The organism is Volucribacter amazonae (genome assembly GCF_029783845.1).
GTDB classification, from domain to species: domain Bacteria; phylum Pseudomonadota; class Gammaproteobacteria; order Enterobacterales; family Pasteurellaceae; genus Volucribacter; species Volucribacter amazonae.
On the sequence record NZ_LWID01000001.1, the window covers coordinates 2554177 to 2576704 of the forward strand.

Here is a 22528-nt window from a genome sequence, read left to right on the forward strand (position 1 = left end):
ATGTCTGTATTACAAATAAATCAATTAACTTGTCAATATGGCAATAATCCCATTTTGTCAGGTTTAAACTTAACCTTAGAAGATAATGATATTCTTTGTTTATTAGGGGCAAGTGGTTGCGGTAAAACCACTTTACTTAAAGCCATTGCGGGCTTATTACCTGCTCAGCAAGGTAGCATACATTTAGCGGGAAAAGATTTAACGCAGGTTGCAGTGGAACATCGTCATATTGGTTTAATTTTTCAAGATTATGCGTTATTTCCTCATTTGACGGTGCAAGAGAATATTGCCTTTGGTTTAACCCATTTATCCGCCGATAAAAAACAAAAAACAGTGGAAAAAATGACCGCACTTGTACGTTTAGATGGCTTATTACAACGCTATCCCCATCAACTTTCAGGTGGGCAACAACAACGGGTTGCGATTGCTCGAGCTTTAGCTTGCCAACCAAGATTATTATTATTAGATGAACCTTTTTCTAATATTGATAGCCAAGTACGGCAAGAAATGATCACTGAAATTCGCTCTATACTAAAACAACAACATATTCCAGCTATTTTTGTTACCCATAGTAAAGAGGAGGCTTTTGCCTTTGCGGATAAAATTGCCATTATGCAACAAGGTAAAATTTTACAACTTGGTATAGCGCAACAACTGTATGAAAACCCTATTAATAAATTTGTGGCAGATTTTCTCGGGCATTGTAATTATCTTGTAGCACGTTATCATTCCGCCAATCAAATTGAAACTGTATTGGGATTTCATCATAATCCCGAGGGCTTTTATTATACTGATGGAACAGCCATTGACCCTCAAAAACCTTTATATTGCCTTTTACGCCCACAACATATTCAACTTCAACTTGATCCTCAAGGTAAAGGTGTCATTGTTGATAAATTATTTGTTGGTTATTTTTATCAATATAAAGTACATATTCATCAACAGCAAATTGATGTTCAACATTATCAATCCTTTGAAATTGGTAGCAAAGTTACCTTATCTTGTGTACATCAATCACTTTGTTTACTGGCAGAAAACTGTGCTGAATAAAAAGGTGTGATAGAGAATTTTTATTAAGCCATAAAAAAGTGAAGAATAAAATGATTAAAGCACTAATATTTGCTAGACAAAATTGCTAACTTTCGGTAAAACTGTTGTTCTGTTGTAAAAAAGTATAAAAAGAATAAATGAGAATAGGAGAAAGGTATGAAGAAATTGTCTGGTGCAGAGATGATCGTACAATCTTTGCGTGATCAAGGCGTTAAATTTTTATTTGGTTATCCTGGGGGATCTGTACTGGATATTTATGATGCTATTCATACTTTAGGGGGCATAGAGCATATTTTAGTCCGTCATGAACAAGGGGCGGTACATATGGCTGATGGGTATGCTCGTTCTACGGGCGAAGTGGGGTGCGTATTGGTTACCTCTGGTCCGGGGGCAACAAATGCCATTACAGGTATCGCTACCGCTTATATGGATTCTGTTCCTTTAGTCATTTTTTCTGGGCAGGTAATGAGTAATTTGATTGGTAGTGATGCTTTTCAAGAATGTGATATGGTGGGGATTTCTCGCCCTGTGGTAAAGCATAGCTTTTTAGTGAAACAGGTTGAAGATATTCCTTCGGTGGTAAAAAAAGCTTTCTATATTGCCTCAACAGGACGGCCGGGGCCAGTGGTCATTGATTTACCTAAAGATATTATGAATCCGGCAATCAAAGTGCCTTATCATTATCCTGAGCAAGTCAGTTTACGTTCTTACAACCCAACGTTACAAGGGCATAAAGGGCAAATTAAAAAAGCCTTTAAAGCTATTCTAGAGGCGAAAAAGCCCGTATTGTTCGTAGGGGGCGGTGCAATTACCGCAAATTGCAGTGAAAAATTGATTAAATTTGCTAAAGCACTTAATTTACCTGTTACTTCATCATTAATGGGCTTAGGGGCATTTCCAAGTACCGATCCTCAATTTCTAGGTATGTTGGGTATGCATGGGACCTATGAAGCTAACAATACGATGCACCATAGCGATTTAATTATTGGGGTGGGTGTACGTTTTGATGATCGCACCACCAATAATCTGGCAAAATATTGTCCAAATGCTAAAGTTATCCATATTGATATTGATCCTACGTCTATTTCTAAAAATGTGGTTGCCAATATTCCAATTGTCGGCAGTGCGGAAAATGTATTAGAAACATTCTTAGCCTTATTAGCGGATAAACAGGCGGAACTCACCAGTGATAAATTGCAAAAATGGTGGCAACAAATTGAGCAATGGCGTGCAAAAAAATGCCTTGATTATCATCGTAATAGTGGCGTTATTAAGCCACAACAGGTCATTGAAACGGTTTATCGGCTCACTCAAGGGCAGGCTTATGTCGCCTCTGATGTGGGACAACACCAAATGTTTACGGCATTATATTATCCTTTTGATAAACCTCGTCATTGGATTAACTCTGGTGGGCTAGGTACAATGGGTTTTGGTTTGCCAGCGGCTTTAGGAGTAAAATTAGCTCACCCAGAAGCAACGGTGGTTTGTGTAACGGGAGATGGCAGTATTCAAATGAATATTCAAGAATTATCCACCGCACAACAATATAATATTCCTGTTGTGATTATTAGTTTAAATAACCGCTTTTTAGGTATGGTAAAGCAGTGGCAGGATATGATTTATTCTGGTCGTCATTCTCAATCTTATATGGATTCTTTACCAGACTTTGTCAAACTCGCAGAGGCTTATGGGCATGTGGGCATTGCTATTGATCATGTTGAAGAATTAGAGGAAAAATTAAAACAAGCGTTTAGTATTAAAAATAAATTGGTGTTTGTTGATATTAAAGTTGATGAAACGGAGCATGTTTATCCTATGTTGGTAAGGGGTGGGGCAATGAATGAAATGATTTTAACTAAAACGGAGACAGCATAATGCGTAGAATTTTATCAGTATTATTAGAAAATGAATCTGGTGCGTTATCGCGTGTAGTAGGGTTGTTTTCCCAACGAGCCTTTAATATTGAGAGCTTAACTGTTGCACCTACAGATGATCCCACCTTATCTCGTATGACAATAGAAGCCTATGGCGATGAACAGGTATTAGAGCAAATTGAGAAACAATTACATAAATTAGTTGATGTTTTTAAAGTAATGAATTTAAGTGATTGTGAACATATTGAGCGAGAAGTCATGCTATTAAAAATTCGTGCACAAGGGGCAACCCGTGATGAAATCAAACGTTTAGCGGATATATTTCGTGGGCAAATTGTGGACGTAACCACAAAATCTTATACCATTCAGTTAAGTGGTACTAAAGATAAACTTGATGCTTTCATTGCTGCAGTGAAACAAGAAACAAGCGTGATTGAAGTGGTGCGATCGGGCTTAATTAGCTTATCTCGTGGCGAGAAAAATTGTCTTTAATCAAAAAAACAATAAATACTAGGTAGTGCGTTAAATTCGCACTTCTTTTCTTTTAAGACGAAAAGTATAATCAATTCGTTAGATCGGCATTTTAAGGAGTGAAATGTGAAGTTAGATGAACTCGCAAAAATTGCGGGCGTATCAAGGACTACCGTAAGTTATGTGGTAAACGGTAAAGCAAAGGAATACCGCGTTAGTGATAAAACTATTCAAAAAGTAACCGCACTTATTGAACAATATCAATATAAACCTAACGCCATTGCCGCAGGGTTAAGGGCAGGCAAGACAAATACCATAGGGTTAATTATTCCTGATTTTGAAAATAGTAGTTATGCTAGAATAGCCAATGCGTTAGAAAACCGTTGTAGAGAACATGGTTATCAGTTAATTATTACTTGTTCTAACGATAACCCTGCTAACGAAAAAGATTGTGCTAAAAATCTTTTTTTACGGAAAGTTGATGCGTTAATCGTTTCTACCTGTTTACCTAATCCGCAGGATTTTTATCCGCAAACAGCTAATAAAACGCCTATTGTTTATCTTGATCGTCCTAGTCAGGATACAGCAAGTTTAATGGTACTATCTGATGATGAACAAGATGCTTATCATCTTGCACAAAATTTATTACAGTCCCATAAAAAAATGAATAATCTTTTATTTCTTGGGGCATTATCTGAACTACCAGTAAGTCAACAACGTCAAGAGGGTTTTACACGTTTAACGCAAGAATATGGCATCAATGCCAATCTTATCTATGCTGAGCAATTTAGCAAAGAAGCAGCCAGCCAAGCATTTCAAACTTGGATTGCTCAACATGGTATCCCTGATAGTATTTTTGTTACCTCATTAACCTTGTTACGCGGTATTTTTCTCGTTTTATTAAATAACTATCAAAGCATTCCTAAATCCATTCACATTGCGACCTTTGGTAACCATGAAATGCTTGATCTTATTCCTAATTTAGTGATTTGTGCCGAGCAGAACCATAGTAAAATTGTTGATACTCTATGGCAATTAATTGACAAGAAGTTAAATAAGAAAAAAGCGTTACAAGTAGAGAATATTACTATTATTCCTCGTCATTTATTAGTGAGAAACACATAATTTTTCCCTTTATGATACGGCTTATCATAAAGGGCGAGTTTTTATTGACGATAAAGTTCATTATAAAGTTGATTTTCAAAACGGTTGAGTGGTGAACGTTGGGTTTTACTGTCTAATTCTCCCGTAGAATAACCATTGATAAATTGTACAAAAGCCACCGTTTCACCTCGAGCATTAGTCATAAATCCAGCAAGATTATAAACCCCTTTTAATGCCCCTGTTTTTGCTTTGATATTTTGTGCTAAAGGCGAAGCAAGCATAGAACCTCGCCCCCGTAATGTGCCGTCCACGCCAGCGGTGGGAAAGCTCTCTAGTAATTGTAATTGGTCTTCGTGAGTAATAATATAGTCTAATACCCTTAGCATATCTTGTGCTGAAATCAAATTATGACGTGATAAGCCTGAACCATCGGCGATAACCGCGTTACCAAGTGGAATATTAGCTTTTGTTTGCAAAATTTGTTTCATCGCTAAACTGCCTAATTGGAAGGTCGCAGGGCGTTTATAATAATGGTAAGCAATGGTTCTAAATAAAGCATCGGCAATTTGATTATCTGATTTTTTCATCATTTTCTTGATTAATTCAGATAAGGAAGCGGATTGATGTTGTGCGAATAATTGCCCTTGTTGTGGATTAATCGCTTGCTGAACTTGACCTGTAAATGTAATACCTAATTGCTTTAATTGACGTTGTATTATCGCAACACCATAACTATCGGGATCTTGTACCGCAAAACTTAATCCAAAAGGCTTATTTTGTCGTCTAATACAGCCTTTGATTTGGTAACGATTATTGTCATGAACTACGGCATCAAGCAAGCAATAATTTGCCTCTTTATTATCAACAATACGCACTTGCCCAAAGACTTGAACAGGAAAACTTGCTGGAACATTAAATTTGGCGACTTCACCAACAGGGTAATTGGCATCTAAATTCACATAGAAACAATTGTTATCTAAATTAATTGCTGCGGGAGGAGCATTAAAACACATGGTTAAATCATTCCAAATCCAACCAGCTGCACGATCGTGGCTAGCAAAAATGGCAGTATCAATAATCAAATTACCATCAATTTTTTCAATACCTTGTTGCTTTAATTGAGCAAGTAATTGATATAGTTGTCCACTGGTTAAATCAGGATCGCCATTAAATTGAACCACCAAATTACCTTGTAACACGCCATTTTTTATTTTACCTTGCGTTAAAAGGCTAGTATTAAAACGGAATGAATCGGGTAAAAAAAGTTTTGCAGTCAGTGCGGTGAGAACTTTTTGTGTACTCGCTGGCAGCATAAATAAATCGGCATGATATTGATCAATCATTTTATTTTGTGAAATATTTTTTGCAATAAAGGCGAGATTAGTCCCCACAGGAAGCTGTGAATTAAGAGATTTTGCTTCAGTAGCAAGAGCGAAAGGGGAGGATAGTAAGGTTGTTACAAATAAAGATAAGGTAAACAGCTTGTTCATTATGAATGATACGTCTAAAAAATCACGAGAAATTATTATAGCATTGTTGATAAAAAAATGTGTTACAATAATCGTCATATTGAGGTGGTTTAGATTAACCCGATAAAAACACTAAGCCTAGCTTTAGTTATAAAGCTAAGCTATTTTTTTATTCAATTTTTAAGGAGTAATGATGAATCAGATTCCGATGACAGTACGTGGCGCTGAACAATTAAGAGAAGAACTTGATTTTTTAAAAACAGTAAGACGCCCTGAAATTATTAAGGCGATTGCTGAGGCAAGAGAACATGGGGATTTAAAAGAAAATGCGGAATATCATGCAGCTCGTGAACAACAAGGATTTTGTGAGGGGCGTATTCAAGAAATTGAAGGAAAACTAGCGAACTGTCAAATTATTGATATTACTAAAATGACTAATAATGGTAAGGTTATTTTTGGCGCAACAGTGGTATTATTAAATACAGCTACAGAAGAAGAAATGACTTATCGTATCGTAGGTGATGATGAAGCAAATATCAAAGAGGGGCTTATTTCAGTAAATTCGCCAATAGCCAGAGGGCTTATTGGTAAAGAAGTTGATGATACCGTAAATATTGCCACTCCGGGCGGTAATGTTGAATTTGAAATTATTGAAGTGAATTATATTTAAACAAGTAAATAACCTGCAAATATGCAGGTTATTGTTTATTCTAAAGACTATATTATTTACGTGGCAAAGTAATCTTTTTTTCCTCTGATGGGCGATAAAGCACTAAAATATGCCCAATAGTTTGTACCGCACAAGCCTGAGTTTCTCTCACAATCGCCTCAATAATTAATTGCTTGGTTTCACGATCTGCCCCTGCAATTTTGACTTTGATTAATTCGTGATGGGAAAGGGCATTATCTATTTCCGCTAATACACCTTCCGTAAGCCCATGTCCGCCGAGCATAACGACAGGATTTAAATGATGAGCTAATCCTTTTAAATATTGTTTTTGTTTTGTGGATAATTGCATAATATGTTGTCCTTGTTAATTCTAATCTGGCTATTTTAAAGCAATATCCATATCTTGCAATGACTAGATAAAAAAGAAAAGCAATTATTAGCGTTAAATGTCGCATATTTTGTCTTTAACTTTTAGCAATAAAATAAGATTTTATGTTACAATGTGAAAATTCTTTTTGTTTATATTTTTGGTGTCGGAGGAAGAGATGACAACCGCAGCGAATAAACGCTCAGTAATGACCCTTTTTACAGATAATTCAGATATTTATTGTCATCAAGTAAAAATCGTTTTAGCAGAGAAAGGCGTTACCTATGAGGCGGAGGTTGTAGATCCGCAAGCCTTATCAGAAGATTTGATGGAATTAAATCCTTATGGAACCTTGCCTACTTTAGTTGATAGAGATTTAGTTTTATTTAATTCTCGTATTATTATGGAATATCTTGATGAACGTTTTCCTCACCCGCCATTAATGCCTGTTTATCCAGTGGCGAGAGGAAAATGCCGTTTATTAATGTTGCGTATTGAACAAGATTGGTATCCAACATTATTCCTTGCAGAACGAGGCACTGACGAAGAGCGAGTCAAAGCATTAAAACAATTAAAAGAAGAAATTCTTGCTGTTGCTCCTATTTTTAGCCAAACCCCTTATTTTATGAGTGAAGAGTTTGGTTTAGTGGATTGCTATGTTGCGCCGTTATTATGGCGTATGCAACTACTTGGTGTAGAGTTTACGGGAGCAGGTAGCAAGGCGATTAAAGGTTATATGGCAAGAGTATTCGCACGAGATTCCTTTGAACAATCTTTAGGTAATGCCGTACCTAAAAATTTAATGGATGAAAAATAATGGAACAATCAGGATTATTACCTAAACGTCCTTATTTATTAAAGGCCTATTTTGATTGGCTAGTAGATAATGATTTAACCCCTTATTTGGTTGTTGATGCCACATATCCCCATGTGAAAGTCCCTACGGAATATGTAAAAGATGGGCAAATCGTGCTAAATTTATCCGTCAATGCCACAGGGAATTTGCAAATAAATTCGGATTTTATTCAATTTAATGCACGTTTTCGTGGAATTCCGCAAGAAATTTATATTCCTATGGGGGCGGCATTGGCGATTTATGCTAGAGAAAATGGCGATGGTGTGATGTTTGAATATGAGCCTGCTTATGCGATTAATGCGTTATCGCAGGATCAGCCTACGGATTTTATGAATGTCGTGGAGAATAAAGACAAGCATACTAATAATGCAAAATCTCAAGCGAAATCTGTTGATAAGAAATCAACTTCTCATTTACGCATTGTAAAATAATTGAAAAATAGACCGCACTTTTATGCTTTGTTTACTCTTGGAAAGTACGGTCTTTTTTGTTAGAGTTTTTAATCCCTTTTATTTATGAACATTAGGAAGAAATTATGTCAAATTTACAACAAATTATTGAAACCGCTTTTGAAAAACGTGCTGAAATTACGCCAAAAACCGTAGATGCGGAATTAAAATCAGCTATTAATGAAGTAATTGCGGGATTAGATTCTGGAAAATATCGTGTTGCTGAAAAAATAAATGGTGAATGGGTTGTTCATCAATGGTTGAAAAAAGCGGTATTATTGTCTTTCCGTATCAATGATAATCAGTTAGTGGCGGGTGCTGAAACTAATTATTACGATAAAGTCCCAATGAAATTCGCAAATTATGATGAAGCTCGTTTTCAACAAGAAGGTTTTCGTGTTGTACCTCCAGCAGCGGTTCGTCAAGGGGCGTTTATCGCAAAAAATACTGTACTTATGCCGTCTTATGTTAATATCGGTGCTTATGTTGATGAAGGGACAATGGTTGATACTTGGGCTACTGTAGGTTCTTGTGCACAAATTGGTAAAAATGTGCATTTATCTGGTGGTGTTGGCATTGGAGGCGTGTTAGAGCCTTTACAAGCAAATCCGACAATTATTGAAGATAACTGCTTTATTGGCGCTCGTTCAGAAATCGTTGAGGGCGTAATCGTTGAAGAGGGTTCTGTTATTTCTATGGGCGTATTTATTGGTCAATCTACCAAGATTTATGATCGTGAAACAGGCGAAATCCACTATGGTCGTGTACCTGCTGGATCAGTGGTTGTATCTGGTAGCTTACCTTCTAAATGCGGTAAATATAGCTTATATGCGGCAGTCATTGTCAAAAAAGTTGATGAAAAAACACGCGGAAAAGTAGGTATTAACGAATTATTACGTTCTATTGACGAATAATATTAACCTAACTTCTTCTATTTTATGTTACAATCCGTTGGCTTAGGAAATTTACACTAAGCTAACGATAAAATCTCTATATCACTATATTTAGGAGTAATTATGAAAAAGTCAGTATTGGCTACTTTAGTATTAAGTGCAACAGTTGCGTTGGCAGCTTGTAACGATGAAAAAGTAAACCAAGCAGCGGATAAAGTCAAAGAAGCTGCTGTTGAAGTAAAAGATGTTACCGTAGAGAAAGCCACTGAAGCAAAAGATGCGGTAGTAGAAAAAGCAACCGAAGCGAAAGATGCTGTTGTGAGCAAATATAATGAAGTAAAAGATTCTGTATCTGATAAAGCAGATGATGCACAAAAAGCAACGGAACAGAAAACAGATGAAGTTCAACAAAAAGCTGAAGAGTTAAAAACAGATACAGAGCAAAAAGCCGATGAAGTAAAATCTTCAGTAAGCGAAAAAGTTGATGCTGTTGAAGATAAAACTGAAGAATTAAAACAAGATGTAGCGGATAAAGCTAAAGAAGTGAAAGCTGATGCACAAGAAACGTTTGATAAAGCAGAAGATAAAGCGGCAGAATTAAAAGAAGCTGCGGCGAATAAACTTGACGCTGCCGCCGATGCGGTTTCTGAAAAAGCAGATGAATTAAAAGAAGCTGTTGAGTCTAAATAATTAAATTTGTTTTATATGAAAAACCATCGATTTATCGATGGTTTTTTTATGTTTGAAAGTCTGAAATATTGGTGGTATAAGAAAATTTTCTAAAATTCCACCGCACTTTTATAGTCGTTTTATTAAAAATGGGACAACTAAGTGTACGTATCCCCCTTAATAAGGGGGATACGGATTTATTAGCATTTACGATTAAATTCATTTAATGCTTGATCAAATTTTTCCGCAACATCAGGATTAACAGGCGATAATGCAGAAGAGGTTAGCGTAATAAAGGAACAAACTAAAAAGCCCGGAATAATTTCATAGAGTTTGGCGAGATCTGTCCAACCTAGATATTTCATTAATGGCGACCAAATTACCACCGTTACAGCCCCAGAGAGCATACCCCATAAAGCCGCATTAGAACTAATGTTGCGGTTAAATAATGAAAGAATTACCACTGGTCCAAAAGCTGCACCAAACCCTGCCCAAGCATAAGATACTAAGCTCATCACTTTTGATTCTGGATCTTGAGCAATGACAATCGCAATAATAGCGATAACGAGAACCATAATGCGACCAACCCAAACTAACTCTAAACTTGAAGCGGTTTTGCGTAAAAAACCTTTGTAGAAATCTTCAGTAATCGCAGCGGAACACATTAATAATTGGGCAGAGAGGGTACTCATAATTGCCGCCAAAATAGCTGATAATACAATCCCTACAATCCAAGGATTAAATAAGATTTTTGATAACTCAATAAAAATAGATTCGGCATTAGCAAGCGGAATGTGATTAACGCTGAAATAGGCTAAACCAAAATACCCCACAGCCACAGCACCGCCTAAACATAAAAACATCCAAGTAATACCAATACGGCGAGCTTGGTTTAGCGATTGTACGGTGTCAGCCGCCATAAAGCGAGCTAAAATGTGTGGTTGCCCAAAATAGCCTAAGCCCCAAGCCAAGGCAGAAATAACGCCGATGCCTGAAACATTGTGTAACCAATTAGAGTAAGGGATTTGGGTAATAGCTGATTTTGCTTCTAATGCAAGGGTAATATCATTCCAGCTTAAATGAATTAATACCATTACTGGAGCAAGAAGCAAGGCAAAGATCATTAAAGTGGCTTGAATAGTATCGCTCCAAGATACCGCTAAATAACCACCGATAAAAGTATAAGCAATGGTAGCAAATGCTCCTAACCAAAGGGCAGTAGTATAATCTAACCCCAGTAAGCCTTGGAATAATTTCGCCCCAGCTACCACACCAGAAGCACAATAAATGGTAAAGAAAAATAAAATAATGGCTGATGAAATAATTTTTAAGGCTTTTTTCTGATAAGGAAAGCGTTGGGCAAAAAATTCTGGCAAAGTAAGGGCATTGTTGTAGGTTTCGGTGAAGATCCGTAACCGTCCCGCCACGATGCGATAATTAAAATAAGCCCCTATGGTTAAGCCAATAGCAATCCAAGCCTCAGATAAACCTGATAAGAAAATGGCACCGGGTAACCCCATTAATAGCCAACCTGACATATCGGACGCTCCTGCCGACATTGCGGTAACGAAACTGCCCATTTTTCGCCCGCCCAGAATATAATCATCAAAATTCTGGGTGGAGCGATAGGCATAGATCCCTATGGCTAAAATAACAACGAGGTATAAACCAAAAGTAATGTAGATTTGATAGTTTTGCATAAACTTCCCCTTTTTTATTGCTCTTGTGATGCCATTAATGACGCATTTCCACCTGCGGCAGTGGTATTTTCACTACGAGAAAATTCATCATATAAGGCGATAACATCTTGGCTTTGTTGCCAATTATAATATTTAAAAATGGCTTTACTTTGTTCCGCTAACTGTGTTTTAAGTTTTTTATCTAATTGACCGAAATAGATCCCTTTTTGACAGTAACCAAAATCTTCTACAACCTTTACTTTAATAGTGGTTTGTTGAGCAAGAGGGTGGTCAGGTTTGACTAATATACTAAAACCAAACTGATTTAATTTACTTGCTGCTTGTTGTGATTCTTTGATGTTACCATTCAATATTGCGACCTCAGAGGTACGATAGGATAAACTATTTTGTTCCCCAGTGATACTTTCTAGTATAGGTTTGGCTGTTAATAAGGTATGTTCATCGCCAAATTGGCTATAATATTGCGTGGCTTTGGTTAAACGTTGTAAATAAAATTCGCCACCTGCTTTAGGCCCAGTACCAGATAAATAATGCCCACCAAAAGGTTGTACCCCTACCACAGCACCAACAATATTGCGATTAATATAGAAATTGCCACAGTGCAAATGTTGTTCCACAAATTGAATTTGTTTACGAATACGGCTATGACAACCACCTGTTAAAGCATATCCCTTAGCGTTGATTTCCGCGAAAATTTGGGCGAGCTGTTCTTTTGGATAACGAATAATATGCAAAATCGGGCCAAATACTTCTTGATTTAATTGGCTAAGATCATTAAGTTGATAAATGGCTGGTGCGACATAATAACCTTGCTCAGGCGTTTCTAATTCCATATAGCGTTTAGCAATTTTTCGCATTGCTGCTTTATGTTGTTCTAATCGTTGTTTTGCCTCTAAATCAATCACTGGGCCAATATCGGTGGTAAGTAAACTCGGATCACCCAATTTTAATTCTTGCATAGCTTGGCTTAACATTGTATAAATTTTATCGGCAATATCTTCTTGTAACAATAAAATACGCAATGCTGAACAACGTTGCCCAGCAGAATCAAAAGCTGAATTTAATACATCAGCAATGACTTGTTCAGGCAAGGCAGAGGAATCCACAACTAAAGCATTTTGCCCGCCAGTTTCAGCAATTAAGATAGGATCATTATCCGCTTGAGCAAGTTGCTGATTAATCAATCTAGCGACTTCCGTTGAACCTGTAAATACCACTGCATCAAAAGGATATTGAATCAGTCTTGCTCCAAGCTCGCCATCACCTAATAAAAGTTGTAAGGCAGAGTGGGGAAGTCCTGCTTGATAAAATAATCGTGTTGCGGCAACCGCAATTAGGCTGGTTTGTTCTGCTGGTTTCGCCACAACATTATTGCCAGCAGCTAGACTGGCGGCGATTTGTCCAGTAAAAATAGCTAATGGAAAATTCCAAGGAGAAATACAAAGTACCGTCCCTCTCGGTTCAGCTAATTGATGATTTGAGGCTAAGGTTTCTAATTGCAAAGCATAATAACGTAAAAAATCCACTGCTTCTCGCAATTCAGCAATGGCATTTGGTAAAGTTTTGCCCGCCTCTAAAATGGCTAATTTCATTAACAAACCATAATGTTGCTCAAATAAATCAGCGGTTTTAAGCAAAATTTTGGCTTTTTCCACCGCACTTTTTTGTTGCCAATCGTGGTTTTGTTGAGCCTGTTGGAATACATCTGCAACATAATCAGGATTAAAAAAGCAAACTTCTCCCACTGGTTCCAAGGTAGCGGGATTTTGTACAGTCTGACTAGTAAGATGATAATCTTTGCTACTTTCTATTGCGACTAAAGATTGTCCCAGCGGTATTGCGGCTTGATTAAGTGCGGTCGATAATTGGGCTAAATGCTGTTCATTACTAAGATCAAACCCTTTAGAGTTTTGTCGTTCTTGGAATAAATTTTGTGGTAAACGTACCGCTTTATTAGGTTGCCCTTGTGATTTTGCATATTGTTGCCAAGGTGGTGTCATTAATTGTTCAGCTGGGATATGTGGATCAGCTAATTGGTGTACAAAAGAGGAATTTGCTCCATTTTCTAATAAACGACGTACTAAATAAGCCAATAATGTTTCGTGCGTCCCCACAGGGGCATAAACACGCACTAAACGATCAAGATTTTGTTTGCCTACGACATTATTGTATAAGGTTTCGCCCATACCATGTAAACATTGAAACTCATAATGTTTATCTTGTCCAAGTTCATAAATCGTGCAAAGGGTTTGTACATTATGGGTGGCAAATTGCGGATACACCACATCTTGTGCCGCCAATAATTTTTTGGCACAGGCGAGGTAAGCAATATCAGTATGGTTTTTGCGAGTATAAAGCGGAAAATCAGTTAATCCTTCGGTTTGTGCCCATTTGATTTCACTATCCCAATAAGCCCCTTTAACTAAACGAATCATCAAGTAAGACTGTTTTTGACGAGCAAGTTCAATCAAATAATCAATCACTTTGGCAGCACGTTTAGAATAGGCTTGTACCACAAAACCAATTCCCTTATAGCCTTGTAACTCAGGTTCATCAATTAATTTTTCAATTAAATCTAAGGATAATTCAAGGCGATTAGCTTCTTCCGCATCAATGTTAATACTAATATTAAATTGTTTTGCCAATAAGAAAAGCTGTTTGACTCTTGGATAAAGTTCATTCATCACCCGTTCATATTGTGCTCGGCTATAACGTGGGTGAATTGCAGATAATTTAACGGAAATACTATTTGATTGATAAATATCACGCTGTGCAGATTCTTGCCCTACGGCTTTAATGGCTAATATATAATCTTGTAAATAACGATCAGCATCTTGTTGTGTCATCGCCGCTTCCCCCAACATATCAAAGGAAAAAACATAACCTTGCGATAAACGGGGTTGAATTCGTGCTAATGCGTTGTCAATGGTTGTACCTGTTACAAATTGTTCACCTAAGATTTTCATTGCTTTTATCATTGCAAAACGCATAGCAGGTGCCGATAAGCGAGCAAAACTACGGGTTAAAGCATTTGAAAGGGTAGTTTCATCAAAACTTTCACTTAATTTCTTACCTAGTAATAATCCATAACTGGCAGCATTAATAAATAAAGAAGAAGACTTATCAATATGTGCTTTCCAATCGCCTTCTTTTAATTTATCTTGAATCAATTCATCGCGAGTTTGAGCATCAGGAATACGCAATAATGCTTCAGCAAGACACATTAAGGCAATACCTTCATCATCGCCCAAAGAATATTCTTGCATTAAGGCATCAACGCTATAACGATTTTTCTTGGTTTGGCGAAGATGATTAATCAATTTGATTCCATTTTGTTTAATACGTTTTTCTTGATCAGGGCTAAAATCCAACGTTTGATATAATTCATCAACGACAGTTTTTTCATTAATGCGATAATAATCCGTAATAGCTTGACGTGATACTCCATATTGACGAGCTAAATCAAAACTCATATTGCCTCCAAGAAAAAATAAGGAAAATGGGGGATAGTATAGTACCTTAGTAAGTAACGAATATGTTTAAATCTTTAACATATTGTGAAGTACAAATTAATGTAAAAAAGAGAAAAAGACAATGGTTAATTGAAGAAAAATTTTATCTGAACGCATTATCATTAATTTTTTAATAAAAAATACACTAAATAAATGAATAAAATCTAGCATATAGTGACAATGTCACTTAACTAGAGTTAAGTTTTTTAATTGGTTAATAGGAAAACCAACCCTAGATATCCGAGCAAGCAAAAACATATCTTTTCTCTTATCTAATAACAGAAACCCTTTATTTATATTGATGTCCCTGTATTAATAATTTTTCATCATAAAATCTATATTTTCCCTTTACACTATAAAATCAATAAGGATATTTAAACAAAAATGATTGTTACAGTGTTCAATATAGTAGCATTATGTCTTGCTTAGATAGTATTTGTTACCTGTGTATAAGTCTGTGATTTATTTATACCGTAGTTCCTACTTACCTTATAACTAATTTCGCATAATGTATATTATGTTAAATAATAAATTTATAAATGTAACAGGCTAAAATGTTTATCTACCCTATATACGTTAAGAATGTGAACGACTATATTTCATTATTTCGGAATTATATGGATATGTATGAATAGATAATTGAAAATGCCCAATAATAAATTGGGCAATTAGAGATTTGATGAATTTTGAGAAATTAATGCAAGGCTTGCTGAGTTGATTTCGTTTCTTTACTCATCCAACCAATATATTCACCATCAAAACGATCGGCTAAGATATTAAATTGTTCAACAAAATGAAAAATATCCCGATCATCTAATGTCATTTCATTGGTTAATGTTGCAACATAAATTGGTGTTTTTGCTGTTTTATTATCTTCCTCTTGTTCTGGTTCTTCTTCTTCAATACCATGTTGTAAATCAAAAAAATCAAAGAAATTGGTATTAAAATTATCAATAAAACGTTGTAGGCTGTCTTCATTTTTAAAATGAAAAATATGTTCTACTGGTCTTCGTTCAGACAGATCATCGCCATTGGTTTGTAATATGGTTAAAATTTCTTCTGTGGCATTAAGTTTTAACTCTAATGGTGACGGCAATAGAAAATCAAAATAAATACTTGCTTGAGGATCTTGTTGTTGCTTAATATCAGTAATTGAATCAAATCCGTTAAGAATATCAATGACTTCTTTCGCATAATTTGTATAAAAATAGATTTCATTTTTTCCATTACCAATAACATGCCCTGAATATAATGTATCAGGTAAGGCATTTAATTGAGTAATGATTTTAACCATTTTATCAATTAAAATATCAGCTTGTGCTATATCAGGTAAACCATCGGAATTTGTATCCTCCACGTCATAAGTGAGGGAGAATTGAACAACAGAGGAAAAAGCGGTATCTTTAAAAATATCGGCTATGGCTAAATTGACGGAAAAGATACATTCATTATGATTAATAATACTACGATAAACTTTCCAATTTTGTATCATTGATAATGTGTCGTTTAACTCATCTAATGTTTTATCTGTTTCCATAACTCTCCCCTATTTAATAAATTTTAGTGAGATAATCAAATATTCGTTCCATAATCTACCAAACTCTTATCAAGAAGTTAATCTTTATCGTATAAATTAAGCAAAAAATATTAAGATTTGTGACGGTTATCGAAAATTTACAGTAGTATTTTGTTGTTAAAAAAGGCAAAATATACACCTTGTTGGATTGATTGATATGAATAGAAGATTAAGCCATGGAATTACTGATTGATTTTTTTTCAAATTATGGCTATTGTGCCGTACTTTTCGTGCTGATTATTTGTGGCTTTGGTGTGCCTATTCCTGAAGATATTACCCTTGTTTCAGGGGGAATTATCGCAGGGCTTGGTTATGCTAATCCTCACATTATGCTCGTTGTAAGTATGTTTGGCGTTCTCTTCGGCGATAGTATTATGTATTGGCTTGGACGCATTTATGGTGCCAAAATATTGAGAGTAAGAATTGTTCGCCGTTTTATTAATGTGCAACGTTTGCGTTTAGTGCGTGAGAAATTTGATAAATATGGTAACCGAGTTTTATTTATTGCTCGCTTTTTACCCGGATTACGCGCTCCTATCTATATGATTTCAGGCATTACTCGCCGTATAAGCTATACGCGTTTTGTTTTAATTGATTTTTTTGCTGCGATTATTTCTGTGCCGATTTGGGTTTACCTTGGTTATCATGGAGCAGCCAATTTAGATTGGATTGAGCAACAAATTAAGCGAGGTCAAGTTGGTATTTATATTATTATTGCCATTGTTGCTCTTTATGTGATTTTTAAATTATATCGGGCTAAAAAACGTAAGTCAGCCAAATAAATAAAATATATATACCCCCAAATGGGGGTATTCTACTCCCCTATGATTATTACTTAAACCACCTTTCCATTGCCTGATCGTCAGTTTGCTTAGCCTCCACCCAGCGTTCGCCTGAACAGGTTGTTTCTTTTTTCCAAAAAGGGGCTTTGGTTTTTAGATAATCCATAATAAATTCATTAGCTTGATAAGCCTCTTTACGATGTGCGGAACTTACCCCTACCAAAACAATTTCATCGCCTGCTTTTAATTGCCCTACTCGATGAATAATGCTGATAGCTTGAATATCCCAACGTTGTTGAGCTTGTTCCGCGATTTCTTTTAATACTTTTTCTGTCATTGCAGGATAATGCTCTAAATATAATTGCGACACCTGATCTCCTAAATTAAGATCTCGTACTTTCCCTACAAAAATAACCACAGCCCCAGCAGATTGAGATTGAGCAAGCCACTGATATTCCTCATTTTGATCAAAGGACAATGGACTGACCTGAATTTTAATATTATCCATATTATCCCCCCGTAACAGGTGGGAAAAAGGCAATTTCATCACCTGCTTGAATTGGGCTATCTAACGAAGATAATGTTTGATTAACTGCTACAAGCACTTTTCCTTGTTGTAAGGCTAATTGCCATTTGTCGCCTTTTTGTACTAAATAATCTAATAATTGTTGAATATGCTCAAATTTAGCCTCAAGCATTAATTCATCGGTATTGACTAATTCTCTAATTTGTCCAAAAAATAATATTTTTATCATTTTGTTATCTCATTTATTGTTTCTTGTGGTACACAAAAATAACCTGATTTTCCACCGCACTTTTCTAACAAGCGAATCTGTTCAATAACAATATCTTTTTGTACTGCTTTACACATATCATAAATGGTTAAAGCTGCCACGCTTGCTGCCGTTAAGGCTTCCATTTCAACGCCAGTTTTACCTGTCAATTTGCAATAGCTTTCTATCCGTACCTGATTACTCTCAGGCAAGGGGCAAATATTGATTTCTACCTTGCTTAATAATAATGGGTGGCATAATGGGATCAATTCCCAAGTTTTTTTTGCCGCCTGTATGCCTGCAATGCGCGCCGTAGCGAATACATCGCCCTTATGGTGTTGTCCGTTTAAAATCATCGTTAATGTATTTTGTGACATTGTCACTAAAGCCTCTGCTCGAGCTTCTCGTACAGTATCTTGTTTCAACGAAACATCAACCATATTCGCTTCGCCTTGGGCATTAATATGGGTAAATTCTGTCATTTTATATTCCTTTATGAATTAACCGCCAATGGTTGATAAATTAGCACGTACGCCAGTATCGCCCATATGTAAATAATGATGCTGCCGTTTATGTTGTAAGGCAGAAAATAAGCGTGCCTGTAATTGAGATTGTTGGAGATCAGATTGTAATAAATCTCTTAGTTCAATCCCCTCTTCGCCGAATAAACAAAGGTGCAATTTACCTCGAGCAGAAACTCTTAAACGATTACAACTGGCACAAAAATTTTTCTCGTAGGGCATAATCAATCCCACTTCGCCCTGATAATCTTGATGATAAAACACTTTAGCAGGCCCATCACTTCGCCCTTTCAAACGCAATTTCCAGCCTTGTTGCAATAATTTTTTTTCCAATAATTGTCCTGATAAATGATATTGTTGGAAAAAATGATCCATATCCCCTGTTTGCATCAATTCAATAAACCGCATTTGAATAGGTTTATCTTTAATCCAAGCTAAAAATTGCTCAAATTCACGCTCATTGAGTTGTTTCATCAATACTGCATTAACCTTAACTTGGCGATAACCAATTTCTAAAGCCCGTTCAATCCCTCGCATTACTTGATAAAACTTATTTTCGCCTGTAATGATATGAAACATTTTAGGATCTAAACTATCCAAGCTCACATTAATTGACGTAATACCTGCTCTTTTCCAATTATCCACCTCGTTTGCCATACGATAGCCATTGGTTGTCAAGGCAATATTTTTTATGCCATCGATCACCTTAATTTGCTCAACAATGGATAAAAAATCTTTGCGTAAAGTAGGCTCACCACCTGTAATGCGGATTTTTTCTGTTCCCATGACAACAAAGGCTTTTGCCACACGAATAATTTCCTCTTGCGTTAAAAAATGCGGTTTATTTTTTTCTGGTTGATAACCATTAGGTAAACAATAGTTACAACGAAAATTACAAACATCGGTAATAGACAAACGAAGATAATAATATTCTCGCTGGAAAGCATCAACCAAACGGTTAGCTCCCAACGACTTAATAGGAATGCGTTGCATCAAGACACCTTTCTAAATACGAGAGGATAAATCGTTTCCAATCTTATCCTTGGACAAAAATTTGTCGGCTTGTAAACCATGCTATCTAAACAGTTTAGGTCAACAAGCTCGGAGTTATGCAAATAAATTTTGATCATTCTAAAATAGAAAGAAATAAATGTACAATCGGCAAGGAAAAAATAACCTTATTGAGGTAACTATTATAAGGATAGAAGGTAAATTAGTTATATAAGTAAGTATACAAAGGGTATGTAATCGTTCTATTTTAAAAACATGCTTCGTTATTATAGTCGTTTCAAATATCGCTTATTTATCTCTTCGTCAAAAAATGCTATCTTTCTCGGCAAATAATTGATTTGAGATAAATTATGTTATTGCAACAGAACACTATCCCATTAACCAACCTAAAACATATTGTCGCCATTGGTGGTGGCCATGGTTTAGGGCGTATGTTATCAGCCTTAAATTTTATGCAAGAAAAATTAACAGGCATTGTTACGACCACAGATAATGGTGGTTCTACGGGGCGAATTCGTGATGATTATGGTGGCATTGCGTGGGGTGATTTGCGTAATTGTTTAAATCAAATTATTACTGAGCCAAGTACCGCTTCTACCCTTTTTGAATACCGTTTTAGTGGCACAGGCGAACTTGCTGGGCATAATTTAGGTAATTTAATGCTAACCGCATTAGAAAATATGCAAATTCGTCCTTTAGAGGGCGTAAATTTGATTCGTGATTTATTAAAGGTAAAATCCTTTATTATTCCTATGTCAGAAACGCCTGTTCATCTTGTTGCACAATTATCTTCAGGGCAACAAATATTAGGCGAAGTAAATATTGATAATCTTGAGGAATTGCCTCAATCATTGGCTCTTACTCCCCTTGTTTCAGCTACACCAGAAGCGATTACCGCTTTACAACAAGCAGAACTTATTCTTATTGGGCCGGGCAGTTTTTTTACCAGTATTATGCCCCCTTTGTTACTCAAAGAAGTGCAACAATGTTTACGCCAAGCACAATGTCCGAAAATTTTTATTGATAATTTAGGGGTTGAGCATAGCCCAGCGGCTAAATTGTCTTTGGCACAACGGATTAATTGGATTAATCACAATGTAGGGCAAAACATTATTGATGGCGTGATTACTAGCACCGAACAAAAGGAACAGCGCATAGATGCCGAACAGCAACCACAATGGCTTACAAGAAAATTAAATGCCGATGATGTGCCATATCGACATGATCGGCATTTATTATGTCAAGCTATTGCTGAACTATTAGAAAGGTTTAAACAAAACGATTTTTAATCTTGGCGAAAAACCTTAACATTATTAAAACCTGCATCTTGTAAATATAGAGCCTGTAGCTTGCTCATTACCCCTCTTTCACAATACAAAAGATAGGTTTTATCTTGCTCAAGTGTGGCAAATTGGCTTGATAATTTATAAAACGGTAAAGTAATAATCGGATTACTGATATTCAATGCCAAAGGTTTTTCTTCAACTTCCTCTGGGCTACGAATATCAATAATAATATCGTCCTTAGCTAATACAGCAACAGTTTCTACTTCGGTAACCGATTGAGCGGTTTGCTCGGCAATTTGGCGAATATCTAAAATTTTGGCATTTTCCACCGCACTTTGTAAGATATTCATATCAAAATGTTGTTCTTCTTGTTCAATTTTGCTTTTAACCGCTTTTACCGTTGGATTTTTGGAAATAACACCACAAAACTCTGGCATAGATTTCGCAATATCTTCGGTTTCAATTTGCTTAGCTAACGCAATAATTTGCTCTTTGTCGTGGGAGATTAATGGACGTAACACTAAACAACCTGCCGCTTCATCAATTAAGCGTAAATTGGTTAACGTTTGGCTAGATACCTGCCCTAATGCTTCACCAGTAACTAAGGCTTGAATGGCAAAACGTTCTGCCACTAGGCTTGCCGCTCGTACCATCATACGTTTTAATACCACACCCATTTGCCCATTATCAATTTTCTCCAAAATTTCGCCAACCACAGGCTCAAAATTAATGGCAATAAAACGGACTTTATGGGATTGGCTATAACGTTGCCAAAGATGATAAGCCATTTGTTTAACCCCAATTTCATGGGTTGCACCGCCTAAATTAAAAAAACAATAATGAACACGACAACCACGTCGCATCAACATATAGCTTGATACGCCAGAGTCAAAACCACCAGAAATTAACGATAGTACATCTTCTTGTGTACCAATAGGATAGCCGCCGATACCTGCATAACGTGCTTTGATCAACATCATATGTTCATGTTCAATATCAATGCGTACGGTAATATCGGGACGAGTTAATTTCACTTTCGCTGAGGGAATATGTTGATTTAATCCACCACCAATATAGCGTTCAGCTTCTAAGGAATTAAAACTATGCTTGCCCTTGCGTCTTACTCGCACACAAAAGGTTTTATTTACTAATTGCTCGCCGACTTCAGCTAAGGTTTGTTCAAAAATATCATGTAAAGAAGAAAAGGGTTTTTCCTCTACGGCTAAAAAATGATGAATACCCGGAATACGTTGTAATTGCTCAATTAATAAATCAAAATTTTCATTATTTTTTGACCGCACTTCAATATAATCCCAATGGCGAACCACCGCAACTTGATCATCAAAGCGGGTTAATACATTACGAATATTACTGGTTAAAATTTTGATAAAGCGTTTGCGTACCGAATCGCTTTTAATCATAATTTCAGGAAAAAGTTTAATAATAAATTTCATGCTGTTGCTTAAATAAGGGTTAATAAAATGGGGCGAATTAT

21 protein-coding genes and 1 riboswitch are annotated in these 22528 nt (G+C 36.1%); of the genes, 11 read left to right on the forward strand and 10 right to left on the reverse strand.

From position 1 onward, the window contains the following. From A6A20_RS12210 to cra, 4 genes are all read left to right on the forward strand, one after another. A complete protein-coding gene (locus tag A6A20_RS12210) occupies positions 1 to 1050 on the forward strand; it encodes an ABC transporter ATP-binding protein (protein ID WP_279573807.1) in 1050 nt (349 codons plus the stop codon). A gap of 156 nt (positions 1051 to 1206) precedes the next feature. Further along, entirely contained in the window at positions 1207 to 2925 is a 1719-nt protein-coding gene (locus tag A6A20_RS12215) for an acetolactate synthase 3 large subunit (RefSeq protein WP_279573683.1), read from the forward strand. Beyond that, positions 2925 to 3416, forward strand: coding sequence for an acetolactate synthase small subunit (gene ilvN, locus A6A20_RS12220; protein WP_132688519.1), 492 nt, complete (start codon positions 2925 to 2927; stop codon positions 3414 to 3416). The genes A6A20_RS12215 and ilvN overlap by 1 nt, the downstream gene beginning before the upstream one ends. A 105-nt stretch (positions 3417 to 3521) precedes the next feature. Next, positions 3522 to 4520 carry a catabolite repressor/activator gene (gene cra / locus A6A20_RS12225; RefSeq protein WP_279573684.1) on the forward strand — a complete coding sequence of 333 codons (999 nt, stop codon included), beginning with the start codon at positions 3522 to 3524 and terminating at the stop codon, positions 4518 to 4520. Positions 4521 to 4561: 41 nt separating this feature from the next. Here the strand turns inward: cra and dacB are convergent, their stop codons facing one another. Next, a complete protein-coding gene (gene dacB, locus A6A20_RS12230; RefSeq protein ID WP_279573685.1) occupies positions 4562 to 5989 on the reverse strand; it encodes a serine-type D-Ala-D-Ala carboxypeptidase in 1428 nt (475 codons plus the stop codon). 172 nt (positions 5990 to 6161) lie between these two features. On the opposite strand from dacB, the gene greA reads away from it, so the two are divergent. Further along, positions 6162 to 6638, forward strand: coding sequence for a transcription elongation factor GreA (greA, locus tag A6A20_RS12235; protein WP_279573686.1), 477 nt, complete (start codon positions 6162 to 6164; stop codon positions 6636 to 6638). Between the two features lie 52 nt (positions 6639 to 6690). On the opposite strand, the gene yhbY is transcribed toward greA, so the two are convergent. Then, on the reverse strand, positions 6691 to 6990 hold the full coding sequence (gene yhbY / locus A6A20_RS12240) for a ribosome assembly RNA-binding protein YhbY (RefSeq protein ID WP_279573808.1): 300 nt from the start codon (positions 6988 to 6990) through the stop codon (positions 6691 to 6693). 193 nt (positions 6991 to 7183) lie between these two features. On the opposite strand from yhbY, the gene sspA reads away from it, so the two are divergent. From sspA to A6A20_RS12260, 4 genes are all read left to right on the forward strand, one after another. Further along, positions 7184 to 7822: a stringent starvation protein SspA gene (sspA, locus tag A6A20_RS12245; RefSeq protein WP_279573687.1), complete on the forward strand. Its 639-nt coding sequence runs from the start codon at positions 7184 to 7186 to the stop codon at positions 7820 to 7822. Beyond that, positions 7822 to 8292, forward strand: coding sequence for a ClpXP protease specificity-enhancing factor (locus A6A20_RS12250; RefSeq protein WP_279573688.1), 471 nt, complete (start codon positions 7822 to 7824; stop codon positions 8290 to 8292). The genes sspA and A6A20_RS12250 overlap by 1 nt, the downstream gene beginning before the upstream one ends. A gap of 104 nt (positions 8293 to 8396) precedes the next feature. Further along, on the forward strand, positions 8397 to 9224 hold the full coding sequence (gene dapD / locus A6A20_RS12255; RefSeq protein WP_279573689.1) for a 2,3,4,5-tetrahydropyridine-2,6-dicarboxylate N-succinyltransferase: 828 nt from the start codon (positions 8397 to 8399) through the stop codon (positions 9222 to 9224). A 102-nt stretch (positions 9225 to 9326) separates the two neighbouring features. After that, a complete protein-coding gene (locus A6A20_RS12260) occupies positions 9327 to 9893 on the forward strand; it encodes a hypothetical protein (RefSeq protein ID WP_279573690.1) in 567 nt (188 codons plus the stop codon). A gap of 179 nt (positions 9894 to 10072) precedes the next feature. Here A6A20_RS12260 and putP read toward each other — a convergent pair whose 3' ends face one another. The 3 genes from putP to A6A20_RS12275 form a co-directional block, all read right to left on the reverse strand. Then, complete coding sequence (putP, locus tag A6A20_RS12265; RefSeq protein ID WP_279573691.1) at positions 10073 to 11572, reverse strand: sodium/proline symporter PutP; 1500 nt, start codon at positions 11570 to 11572, stop codon at positions 10073 to 10075. 14 nt (positions 11573 to 11586) lie between these two features. Continuing rightward, complete coding sequence (gene putA, locus A6A20_RS12270) at positions 11587 to 15045, reverse strand: bifunctional proline dehydrogenase/L-glutamate gamma-semialdehyde dehydrogenase PutA (protein WP_279573692.1); 3459 nt, start codon at positions 15043 to 15045, stop codon at positions 11587 to 11589. Between the two features lie 733 nt (positions 15046 to 15778). Further along, complete coding sequence (locus A6A20_RS12275) at positions 15779 to 16621, reverse strand: TIGR01619 family protein (protein ID WP_279573693.1); 843 nt, start codon at positions 16619 to 16621, stop codon at positions 15779 to 15781. 215 nt (positions 16622 to 16836) lie between these two features. Between A6A20_RS12275 and A6A20_RS12280 the strand changes: the two genes are divergently transcribed. After that, positions 16837 to 17442: a DedA family protein gene (locus A6A20_RS12280; RefSeq protein ID WP_279573694.1), complete on the forward strand. Its 606-nt coding sequence runs from the start codon at positions 16837 to 16839 to the stop codon at positions 17440 to 17442. A 49-nt stretch (positions 17443 to 17491) separates the two neighbouring features. On the opposite strand, the gene moaE is transcribed toward A6A20_RS12280, so the two are convergent. From moaE to moaA, 4 genes are all read right to left on the reverse strand, one after another. Beyond that, positions 17492 to 17950 (reverse strand): molybdopterin synthase catalytic subunit MoaE, encoded by a 459-nt coding sequence (moaE, locus tag A6A20_RS12285; protein WP_279573695.1) that lies wholly within the window; start codon positions 17948 to 17950, stop codon positions 17492 to 17494. Position 17951: 1 nt separating this feature from the next. After that, positions 17952 to 18197, reverse strand: coding sequence for a molybdopterin synthase sulfur carrier subunit (moaD, locus tag A6A20_RS12290; protein ID WP_279573696.1), 246 nt, complete (start codon positions 18195 to 18197; stop codon positions 17952 to 17954). Continuing rightward, entirely contained in the window at positions 18194 to 18697 is a 504-nt protein-coding gene (moaC, locus tag A6A20_RS12295) for a cyclic pyranopterin monophosphate synthase MoaC (protein WP_279573697.1), read from the reverse strand. Before moaC ends, moaD begins: the two co-directional genes overlap by 4 nt. Before the next feature lie 18 nt (positions 18698 to 18715). Then, on the reverse strand, positions 18716 to 19729 hold the full coding sequence (moaA, locus tag A6A20_RS12300) for a GTP 3',8-cyclase MoaA (RefSeq protein ID WP_279573698.1): 1014 nt from the start codon (positions 19727 to 19729) through the stop codon (positions 18716 to 18718). Next, positions 19719 to 19855: riboswitch (molybdenum cofactor riboswitch) on the reverse strand. Its footprint overlaps the gene before it by 11 nt. A 242-nt stretch (positions 19856 to 20097) precedes the next feature. On the opposite strand from moaA, the gene A6A20_RS12305 reads away from it, so the two are divergent. Then, positions 20098 to 21036, forward strand: a complete 939-nt coding sequence (locus tag A6A20_RS12305; RefSeq protein WP_279571561.1) for a gluconeogenesis factor YvcK family protein — start codon at positions 20098 to 20100, stop codon at positions 21034 to 21036. Here A6A20_RS12305 and thiI read toward each other — a convergent pair. Beyond that, positions 21033 to 22487 (reverse strand): tRNA uracil 4-sulfurtransferase ThiI, encoded by a 1455-nt coding sequence (thiI, locus tag A6A20_RS12310; RefSeq protein ID WP_279571562.1) that lies wholly within the window; start codon positions 22485 to 22487, stop codon positions 21033 to 21035. The two genes, A6A20_RS12305 and thiI, sit on opposite strands and share 4 nt — an antisense overlap. Positions 22488 to 22528 lie beyond the last annotated feature (41 nt).